The sequence below is a fragment of the Streptomyces albidoflavus genome (assembly GCF_000719955.1).
Classification (GTDB): domain Bacteria; phylum Actinomycetota; class Actinomycetes; order Streptomycetales; family Streptomycetaceae; genus Streptomyces; species Streptomyces albidoflavus.
In genome coordinates this window covers 232,829-242,446 of the sequence record NZ_JOII01000004.1, presented here as the reverse complement: position 1 = coordinate 242,446, position 9,618 = coordinate 232,829, and the positions used below count along the sequence as shown (strand labels likewise).

At 74.8% G+C, this 9,618-nt stretch carries 10 protein-coding genes; 3 read left to right on the top strand and 7 right to left on the bottom strand.

Translation table 11 applies throughout. The annotated features are described in order from the left end of the window. Positions 1-17 precede the first annotated feature (17 nt). Genes IF45_RS0105960 through IF45_RS0105935 form a run of 6 tightly spaced genes read right to left on the bottom strand, consistent with a single transcriptional unit; the run spans position 18 to position 6,190 of the window. A complete protein-coding gene (locus IF45_RS0105960) occupies positions 18-1,820 on the bottom strand; it encodes a non-ribosomal peptide synthetase (protein WP_242534218.1) in 1,803 nt (600 codons plus the stop codon). A gap of 5 nt (positions 1,821-1,825) precedes the next feature. After that, a complete protein-coding gene (locus tag IF45_RS0105955) occupies positions 1,826-2,707 on the bottom strand; it encodes a 3-hydroxyacyl-CoA dehydrogenase family protein (RefSeq protein ID WP_026235078.1) in 882 nt (293 codons plus the stop codon). Next, complete coding sequence (locus IF45_RS0105950; RefSeq protein ID WP_030306003.1) at positions 2,700-3,773, bottom strand: HAD-IIIC family phosphatase; 1,074 nt, start codon at positions 3,771-3,773, stop codon at positions 2,700-2,702. Before IF45_RS0105950 ends, IF45_RS0105955 begins: the two co-directional genes overlap by 8 nt. Next, the gene (locus IF45_RS0105945) at positions 3,770-4,933 is read right to left on the bottom strand and encodes an acyl-CoA dehydrogenase family protein (RefSeq protein WP_242534217.1); all 1,164 of its coding nucleotides are present in this window, start codon (positions 4,931-4,933) and stop codon (positions 3,770-3,772) included. The genes IF45_RS0105950 and IF45_RS0105945 overlap by 4 nt, the downstream gene beginning before the upstream one ends. After that, a complete protein-coding gene (locus tag IF45_RS0105940) occupies positions 4,917-5,189 on the bottom strand; it encodes an acyl carrier protein (protein WP_008416765.1) in 273 nt (90 codons plus the stop codon). The genes IF45_RS0105945 and IF45_RS0105940 overlap by 17 nt, the downstream gene beginning before the upstream one ends. After that, complete coding sequence (locus IF45_RS0105935) at positions 5,186-6,190, bottom strand: beta-ketoacyl-[acyl-carrier-protein] synthase family protein (RefSeq protein ID WP_030305999.1); 1,005 nt, start codon at positions 6,188-6,190, stop codon at positions 5,186-5,188. Before IF45_RS0105935 ends, IF45_RS0105940 begins: the two co-directional genes overlap by 4 nt. Positions 6,191-6,455: 265 nt before the next feature. Here IF45_RS0105935 and IF45_RS0105930 point away from each other — a divergent pair, with 265 nt between their 5' ends. Together IF45_RS0105930 and IF45_RS0105925 are read left to right on the top strand one after the other, a co-directional pair. After that, positions 6,456-7,139 carry an ATP-binding protein gene (locus IF45_RS0105930; RefSeq protein WP_030305997.1) on the top strand — a complete coding sequence of 228 codons (684 nt, stop codon included), beginning with the start codon at positions 6,456-6,458 and terminating at the stop codon, positions 7,137-7,139. Positions 7,140-7,333: 194 nt separating this feature from the next. After that, complete coding sequence (locus IF45_RS0105925; protein WP_030305994.1) at positions 7,334-7,990, top strand: maleylpyruvate isomerase N-terminal domain-containing protein; 657 nt, start codon at positions 7,334-7,336, stop codon at positions 7,988-7,990. On the opposite strand, the gene IF45_RS0105920 is transcribed toward IF45_RS0105925, so the two are convergent. After that, complete coding sequence (locus tag IF45_RS0105920; protein WP_030305992.1) at positions 7,991-8,512, bottom strand: NUDIX domain-containing protein; 522 nt, start codon at positions 8,510-8,512, stop codon at positions 7,991-7,993. 241 nt (positions 8,513-8,753) lie between these two features. Here IF45_RS0105920 and IF45_RS0105915 point away from each other — a divergent pair, with 241 nt between their 5' ends. Then, entirely contained in the window at positions 8,754-9,617 is an 864-nt protein-coding gene (locus IF45_RS0105915) for an ABC transporter ATP-binding protein (RefSeq protein WP_030305990.1), read from the top strand. Position 9,618 lies beyond the last annotated feature (1 nt).

The window sequence follows — 9,618 nt, the reverse complement described above, 5'->3', positions numbered from 1 at the left end:
TGCGGTGCCGGGCCGGCTCACCGCGTCGATGCCGGACGGGCGCCCGCCGCCCGCAGGGCCCGTGCCTGGTCCGTCACGCGGTCCAGGTCGAAGAGCTGGCCCACGCGGAGCGCGCCGGGCCAGCGCTGCTCCAGGCAGAGGTGCAGCTCGACCACGCTGCGGGAGTTGCCCCCGGCGTCGAAGAAGCTGTCCTCGGGCCCGAAGTCGTCGTGCCGCAGGACCTTGGCCCACAGCGCCGCGAGTTCCTGGCTCAGGGCGTCCGTCGCGTCGTCGGCGCCGTCCGGTCCGTCGTCCTCCGCCGGGAGCAGACGTGCCAGGGCGGCCTCGTCGGTCTTGCCGGAGGCGGCCAGCGGCATCGAGCCGAGGAGGACGAACTCCTCCGGCACGGAGCCGGCTTCCAGCTCCCGCCGGCAGTGGGCGAGGAGGTCGCGCGGGCCGGGCAGCGTCACCGCGTCCGGGGCGGCGGTCCAGAAGGCGACCAGCCGCAGGCCGCCCTCGCCCGGCACGCCCTGCACACTGGCCTGGCGGACGGCGGCATGCCGCTCCAGGACGGCCTCGACCCCGTGCCGCTCCACCCGGATGCCGCGCACCTTGAGCTGGCCGTCGGCCCGCCCGGCGAAGACGATCTCGCCGTCCTGCCGGGCGCGGGCGAGGTCCCCGGTGCGGTACATGCGGGCGCCGGGCAGCGAGGAGAACGGGTCGGGGAGGAACCGGGCGGCTGTCGCCGCCGGCCTCCGGGCGTAGCCGTGGGTGACCTGCGGTCCGCCGATGTACAGCTCCCCGAGGTCCCCGGGGGCGGTGGGCCGCAGCCGCTCGTCCAGCAGACGGGCGGTGACGGAGCCGCGGGGGCGCCCGACGGGCACCGTTCCCGAGGAGGCGTCGGGCAGGGTGTGGGCGAGCACCGCGACGGTGGTCTCGGTGGGGCCGTACTCGTTGCGGAGCCCGGTGCCGGGGAGCTGGGCGCGGTGCTGGGCGACCAGCGGCTCGGGCACCACCTCACCGGCGAGGACGACCTGGCTCAGGTGGGCCTCGGCGCCCGGCAGATGCGGCAGCATCAGCCGGTAGTAGGAGGGCGGGCAGACGGCGCGGGTGGCACGCCACCGCCGTAGCAGCTCCGCGCAGGCGCGGGCGTCGGGCAGGGCGGCGTGGTCCGGCAGCACGGCGGTGCCGCCGTCGCACAGCGCGGGGAAGGTGAGGAGGAGGGCGCCGTCCCAGGCGAACCGGCAGGCTGAGAAGACCGTGCCGAACGGCCCGTCGTCGCGGTCCGCGACCATCGCGGACAGGTTGTCCCGCCCGACGACGACCGCCTTGGGCTCACCGCTGGAGCCGGAGGTGGTGACGACGTAGGCGGGGGCGCCGCCGGGCGCCGGGGTCCAGGTGTCGTCCTCCGGCGGTGCGGAGCGCCGGTGCTCGGCGAGGTCGAGCACCGGCAGCGGGTACGGGGCCTCGGCGGCCAGCCGCTCGACGGCCTGCCGGGCGTCCGGGTCGGCGGCTCCGTCCCAGACCAGCGCGCCGCACTCCAGGTCCCGGGGGAGCGCGGCGAGCCGTTCGGCGGGATGGCCGGGTTCGGTGACGCACCAGGCGGCCCCGGCGCGGAGCGCGGCGATCATGCCGGTCAGGGTGTGGACGCTCTGGCGCAGGTGGAGCAGGACGGTCTGCCCCGGCCGGACGCCGAGGGCACGCAGCCGGGCCGCCAGCGCGCCGCCGGCGGTGTCCAGTTCTCCGTGGGTGAGGGTTTCTGCTCCGACCACCGCGGCGGTCCGCCCGGGGTGGCTTCGCAGGGCGGCGCGCAGGCGCTCGGCGACGTCGGGGGCGGTCACGGCGGTCACCGGATTTCGTAGTTGTGGAAGCCGCGCCCGCTCTTGCGGCCGCGGTGTCCGCGCTCGACGAGGTCGCGGAGGAGGGCGGTGGGTTCGAAGCGGGGGTCGCCGGTGGTCTCCCGCAGGACGACGAGCGAGTCCAGCACGGTGTCGAGACCGATCAGGTCGGCGGTGCGCAGCGGCCCCATGGCGTGCCCGAAGCAGTCGGTGAAGACGAGGTCCACGGTCTCGGCGTCGGCGGTGCCCTCCTCGACCCGGGCGGCGGCGTCGTTGATCATCGGCATGAGGACCCGGTTGGAGACGAACCCGGGGCTGTCGCGCACCAGATGGGCCCGTTTTCCGATGGCGTCGAGCAGCGCGAGGACGGTGGCCAGGCTCTCCTCGGAGGTGCGCGGCCCGCGGACCACCTCGACCGCGTCCTTGAGGTGCGCGGGGTTCATGAAGTGGGTGGCGAGCACGCGGTCCGGCCGTCCGGTGTGCCCGGCCAGGATGTCGACGGGAATGGCCGAGGTGCAGGAGGCGAGGACGGTGTCCGGACCGCAGGCGGCGTCGAGGGTGCCCAGGATGCGTTCCTTGACGTCCATCCGCTCGGGTCCGCACTCCACCACCAGCGCGGCGCCGGCGAGGGCGTCCGGCGCGCTCGCCCACCGCACCCGGGCGGCGACCTCGGCGGGCGGGTCGCCCGGCGCGGGCCGGCGCAGCAGCCGGGCGGCCCGCAGGCCGGTCCGCAGCCGTCGTTCGCCTGCGGCCCTCGCCGCCGGGTCGGGGTCGTGGAGGGTCACCGGGTACCCGGCCTCGGCGAAGCACTGTGCCACGCCGACGCCCATGGTCCCCGCCCCGACCACACCGATCGGCGTGGTCGCGGGGGGACGGCTGCCGCTACGCATCAGGACCTCCGGCCGGGGTGAGGAGCCGTACGTGGCCGGGTACGGCCGGGGGCGGGGCGTCGGGCGGGAACTCCAGCAGGAGGGGATCGCCCGGCACCGGCCGGGTGGCCTCGCCGAGCGGCCGGAATCCGGCGAAGCGCAGGTTGACGAGCATCGCCCGGTTGACGTCCGTGGGGACGAACTCGGCCTGCGGACGCCGCCCTTCGGCGAGGGCCTGGCGCACCACGTGGCCGATGAGGGCCGGGCCGATTCCGCGTGACATGACCCGGCAGGAGAGCAGCAGCAGCCGCAGCACCGTCCGGTCGTCCTCCTCCTCGGTGACCACCAGCCCGACGGTGCCGTACGAGCCGTGGACGTCCGTCAGCGCGGCCACCGTCACCCTGTGGTGCGGGGAGCGGCTGAGCTGCCGCAGCTCCGCCAGGTCGTAGGTGCGGCCGGTGGTGTTGAGCTGGTGGGTGCGGACCGTCAGTTCGTGGGCCCGCGCGAAGTCGGCCTCGGTGGCCTCCCGGACCGTCAGCTCCAGCCGGAGGGAGGCGAGGAACTCCCCGGGCGCTCCCTCGTACGTCTCCTCGGCCCGCTTGCGGCCCAGTTCGGCGCGGTACATCTCGCGGCGCCTGCGGGACTCCTCGGTGAGGTGGCGGGGGCGGAACTCCGGCAGCGAGAGGAAGTCCGGCACCTCCTCCGGCTCGTAGCACCGTACGCGGGGATGGGCGGCGGCCACCTCGGCCCGCTCGACCGGGTCGTTGTCGACGAAGGCGAGGCTGTCGACGCCGATGCCCAGCGCCTCGGCGACCCGCCCCACCGAGGCGGACTTGGCGCCCCAGCCGATCTCCACCGCCGTGAACAGCTCGGCCAGGCCCAGCCTGGCGAGGTGGGCGGTGGCGGTGGCGTGGTCGCCGCGGCTCGCCACCGCGTGCAGCACGCCGCGTTCGTCGAGGGCGCGCAAGGTGTGCAGGGTGGCCTCGGCGGGGCGCGGGTCGTCGCCCTCCAGCAGGGTGCCGGACCAGAGGGTGTCGTCGAGGTCCCACACCAGGCACTTGACCGTTGCCGGGGCGTCCGTCGTCATGCCGTCGCTCCGTCCGGGCGGGGCGCGGGGACGCCGTGGTCACGGAAGAGGCGGTCGGCGATATGCGTCTCGGCCACGTGCTGTGCTCCTTCGATGATCTCCATCACCTTGGCGTCGCGGAACAGCCGCCCCGCCCTGCTGTCGGGCGCGCAGCCGGCGGACCCGAGGATCTGCACGGCGTCACGGGTCACGGCCGCGGCCGCGTCGGCGGCGGCGTACTTGGCGAGGACGGTCTCGTGCAGGGCGCGCCCCGGCTCGTGGGTACGGGCGCGGGCCGCGCGCCGGCACAGTTCGCGCGCCCCGGTGGCGGCCACCGCCGACCGGGCCAGGACGGCGCGCACCGACTGGTGGGCACTGAGCGGTGTGCCGCCCTGGAAGCGGGTCCCGGCATGGGTGACGGCGTCGTGCAGGGCGGCCTCCGCCATGCCCACGCACCCCCAGGCGACGGTGTGGCGGCCGTGGTCCAGCACGGTCGCGGCGACATGGGAGAGCCCGAGGCCGACCGGTGCGACGAGGTGGTCGCGGGGCACCCGTACCGCGTCGAACTCCAGGTGGGCGATGCGCGCGGCCCGCATCCCGAGCTGCCCGGTGACGGCCTCCCGGCTCACCCCGGGGCGTCCGGTCTCCACCAGGACGGCGGCCAGGCCGCCGGGCGCCCGGCCCAGCACCAGGACCAGGTCGGCGAACTGACCGCAGGTCACCCACCTCTTGCGGCCGCTCACCACGAGCTCGTCGCCGTCCTCCTCGACGCTGGTGGCCACGTGCGCGAGGGCGCTGCCGGCGTCCTGCTCGGTGGCGGCGAAGGCGGCGACCAGTTCCCCGGAGGCGAGCCGGGGGAGCCAGGTCCGGCGCTGGCCGGCGGTGCCCCAGCGGCGCAGCCCGGCGGCGACCATGCCCTGCACGGTGACCAGGCCGCGGACCGCGCCGCACACGCCGCCCAGCGTCGCGCACACCTCACCCAGCTCCTGCTGCCCGGTCCCGGCGCCGCCGTACTCCGCCGGGACGTCCGGGGCGAGGAGACCGGCCCGCGCCAGATCGCCGGCCACGTCCCTGGGCAGCCCCTCGGAGCGGTCCCACGCGGCGGCCGGCAGGAGCCAGCGCGCGGCGAGGTCCCGGGCGGCGCGCACCGGCTCCGGCACGGCCTCAGGCGGACGCGTCATCGCCCGCGCCCAGTCCGGCGGGGTGGCCCTGCTTGGCCCGGACGAAGCGGGCGATCCGCGCGGCGGTGCGGAAGCTGTCCAGGTCGAGGTCCTCCACCTCGACGGTGACCGCGTACCGCTCCTCGACGAAGGTGACCAGCTCCAGCGCGAACAGGGAGTCGGCCAGTCCGAGGGCGAAGTAGTCGTCGTCGGGCGCGACGGGGCGGCGCAGGGCCAGGGTGAGGAACTCGGTGACCTGTTCGGTGATCTCGTTCACGCCGTCGTCTCCTGGTGGTTCTGGGGGGACGGGCGGTGCCCGTCGCGCCCGGGGCCTGTCCGGACCAGCAGCAGACTCCAGGCCGCCACCGGGCTCACGTTGATCAGCACGGCGTGGTCGCCGTCGGTGAGACGGCCGGCCTCCAGGGCCGACGCGAGGTTGAGGAAGACGTCGTTGGGGCCGAGGTGCCCGAGCGCGCGCAGGTTCTCCCGGCACTCCGGGAGCAGCGTCAGGTCCAGAGCCTCCTCGGTGAAGGTGAGGCCGCCGGCGGAGAGGTTCTGGCTCACGAAGCCGCTCACGTCCGCGCGGGTGAGGCCGTTGCGCCGCAACAGCCGGTCGAGCAGGGCCCGCAGCCGGTTGCGGGTCTCCACGGCGAGCCGGAAGGAGTAGGCGGGCTGGTCGGTGCACTCCTCGCGCCACCGCGACGGGTGCCGGCCCCGGTAGTCGACGTGGAAGAGGTCCCAGTACCGTCCGTCGGTCTCCTGGACCTGGTCCACGATCGTGAGGTTCCCCCGCCGCCCGAGCAGCAGGGCCTGTCCGCCGTCCCCGTTGACGGTCACCGGATGCCGGTACCGGTGCTCGGAGACGGGCTTGCTGCCGTGGGCGACCAGGACCGGCCCCAGCTCCGGGTCGGCGGCCAGCAGTCCCCTCGCCGTGAGCAGCGCCGGGGTCACGGAGACGCAGCCCAGTCCGCCCACGGTGAAGGTGAGCGCGTGGGTCGCGCCCAGACGGGCCTGGAGCAGGGTCGCCTCGGAGCTGAGCAGCGTCCGCGGCGCCCGTTGCTCGACCACCAGGAGCGCGCCCAGTTCCTCGGCCGAGATCCCGGCCTCCGCCAGCGCCCGCCGGGCGGCCCGCTCGGCCAGGGTGGTCGCGTCGGCGTCGTCCACCCCGACCGTCTCGATGCCCAACTGCCCGCAGACGGCCCGCTCCTCCTCGGGAAGGCCGAGGATCGAGGGCAGCTCCGCCACCTTCGTCCTGACCGGCGGCAGGAAGGAACCCACCGCCCGGACCGCGAGCGGTGCGGACGGCCTGCGTGCACCGGAATGGCTCACTGGAACTCCCCCGTGAGGCGGCTGGGTTCGGCGTCATTCCAGCGGGGCGGGCGAGACCGGGGGAAGGCTATTTAGGCAGGGCTGAACCGCGCCGGCCGTACGCCTTCCGTGCGCCTCCTCGGGCCGTCCCGGCCGCGGCGCCGCCCGGACTCCCGGTCAGCTACCGGCGGCTCAGGGAGTGAAGGGTTGTGCACGAGGGTGCGAAACTGCCTCCGTGGCCCTGCACCTCATCTCCGTTGTCGGCAGCAGTCCTGGCGTTGGCAAGACCACCCTGTGTCGCGCGGTGGCCCAGTGGCTGACCAGCTTCGGCGCATCGGTGGACCACTTTGAGGAGGCCGACATTCTCACGCGGGCGGCCTTTCGGCCCGTGGCTGAGGAGTTCGCCGGTGAGACTGCCGCCGTCCAGCCCGCGACCTTGATCGAGTGCACGCGCGCCTACGTCGCGGAGTCACTCGCGGCGGGCAAGGACTACCTGGTGACGGATGCCCTCCTGCCCTTCATTCCGTCCCTTGTGGCATGGGGCCACGACGAGCCGGCTCTCGTCCAGGTCATGGAAGACCTGTCCCGGGCCGTGCGGCCGGCCCAGGTCACGGTGGTGTATGTCCACGACGACCCCGAAACGGCACTGCGACGCGCCGTTCGGAGGGAGGGCGACGCCTGGGAGGACTGGTACGTGCGGAAACTTGCCGACTCCCCTGGGACGCGGGGTGTTCACGACCTCTCGTCGGCTGCCGCTCATCTCCGCTCCGAAGGTGAATTGACGCGGCGTCTCCTCGCCCGGACCCCGTGGCACGTCCTGAACGTGAACGTCGGCACTCTGAACGCCCAAGAGGCATACGCCCATACCCGGGACCACCTCACGGACATGCTGGGGTTGCCCGGACGGCCTTCGGCATAGCAGGACGCCGACCGGAGGGAAGGTCCCCTCAGCGGTCCTGCCGATGGCGCCCTCCGTCGCGGTGACCCTCGCTGCCGGCTGCTCCCGGGCGGCGGGCTGCGGGCGGGGGAGGGGACAGGCGACCGGTCAGGTGCACGGTGCGCCGCCGGCCGTATGCGCTTGTCCGCCGGTCGGCTCCGGCCTACGGTGCCGTGGTGGAACTCTTCTCGCACTCCTGGCAAGCCTCGCGCGCGGCGGTCGCCGCACTGCCGGACGAGGACTTCGACCAGCCCTCCGGCTGCGCCGGCTGGCTCGTGCGGGACCTGGTCTGCCATCTGGTCATCGACGCCCAGGACGTCCTGATCACCCTGGTCACGCCCGCCGAGTCCGAACCGACCGCGGACGCCGTCACCTACTGGGAACTCCTCGACGCGCCGCCGACCGGCGAGGACCCCCTGGACGCGCTGATCCCCCGGCTGGCCGCCGCCTACGGCGAGCCGCGGTGGCTCAAGTTCCACCTCGACGACGTCGGTTCGGCGGCCGGCCGGGCCGCCGAACTCGCCGACCCCGCCCTCCTTGTCAGCACCCAGGACAAGGTACTGACCGCCGGTGACTACCTCGCGGCGTACGTACTCGAATGGACCCTGCACCACCTCGACCTGACCGCACACCTGCCGTCGGCCGCCGCTCCGCCCGCCGAGACCCTGGCGGCGGCCCGCACCGCGCTGGAGCGGATCGCCGGGGCCCCGTTCCCCGCCTCGTTCTCCGACGAGGCCGCGCTGCGGGTCGGCACCGGACGCCGCACACCGACCGACGCCGAGCGGGCGGCTCTGGGCGACCTCGCGGCGAGCCTTCCGCTCGTCCTCGGCTGATCACGGGTGTCGGCCGGGCGGGTCGGCGCCCGTCTCTCCGGCCGGTGGTTCCTGTGGTGAGACCGGCCACCCCGTGGGCGCGGGCAACCCCGCGTGCCGGTGGACCAGTTCGAGGGTGGACGGGGCCAGGCGCAGGCGGGGCATGACATCGGGGCGGAACCAGTGGAGCAGGACGCCCTCGGTGAGGTGGAGCGTGGCGGGGTCGCCGTTCCAGCGAGCGGTGAAGACCTGGATCAGGACCGGCGATCCGTCGATCCCGGTGGCGGTCTCGACGGTGAACGGTTCGAGCCCCGGGAGGTCCAGCCCCGTCTCCTCCCGGAGTTCACGCCGGGCGGTCTCCGCCAGCGAGCGGTCACCCGGTTCGCGGCCGCCGCCGGGGAGGGCCCAGGAGCCCGGTTCCCAGATGCCGGGCAGATTGTCCCGCAGGTGCAGCAGGTAGGCCCCGGCGTCGTTGTGGAGAAGCACCGAGGCGTTGCTGACCGGAGGGCCGCCGGGCGGCGAGGGGACGGGGCGCGGGTCCATAGGAGGTGACCTCCCGAGAGGGGGGACGGCGGGCGCGTGGGCCGGCCGGGGCGTTCCGGTGAGGAGCCGGTTGGGAGCGTAACGGCGCGGGCCGGAGGGCGGGCCACCTCGGCCGGGAGCGTCCGGATCAAGCCACATCCGTGGAGTGAGGGGCCGATTCCCGACCCTGGCTAAGGTTAGGCTAACCTCACCGCTTGTGACTGCACTCGACCGAGAAGACGGTCCGCCGCGCCTGTTCGCGGTGGACGGGCACGGCGCGCCCGCCGTGGACGACGGCACCGCCGGGGCGACCGGGCTGGACGCGGACGGCATCACCGTCGCCTACGACGGGACCGACGTCGTCCACGGGGCCGACCTCCGCCTGCCGCGCGGCCAGGTCACCGCGCTCATCGGGCCGAACGGCAGCGGCAAGTCGACACTGCTGCGCGCCGTCGCGCGGCTGCACCGGGCGCGGACCGGGAGCGTCACGGTCTTCGCCGACGGCCAGGAGCGGGTCGACGCGCTCGCGCTCTCGCGTACCGAGTTCGCCCGGCGCGTCACGCTGCTCGCGCAGAGCCGCACCGCCCCCGCCGGACTCAGCGTCCGCGAGGTGGTCGGCTTCGGGCGGCACCCCTACCGTAAACGGCTGCGCGGCGGCGACCCGGACGGGGCGGCCCGCATCGACCACGCCCTGGCCATCACCGACCTCACCGCGCTCGCCGACCGGGGCGTGGAGAGCCTTTCCGGCGGCCAGTTGCAGCGCGTCTGGTTCGCCTGCTGCCTCGCCCAGGACACCGACGTCCTCCTTCTCGACGAGCCCACCACCTACCTTGACCTCCGCTACCAGATGGAGATCCTCGACCTGGTCCGCGACCTCGCCGACCAGCACGGGGTGACCGTCGGCGTCGTCCTGCACGACCTGGACCAGGCCGCCGCCGTAGCCGACCGCGTCGTCCTGCTGTCGGCCGGCCGCGTCGTCGCCGCCGGCACCCCGGCCGAGGTCTACGACGCCGAGCGGCTGACCGGCACGTACGGCATCCGGATCGAGGTCGACACCGACCCCTCCACCCGCGTCCCCCGCACCCGCGCGGTGGGCAGGCACCACCTCCGCCTCGAAAGGCCCTGAC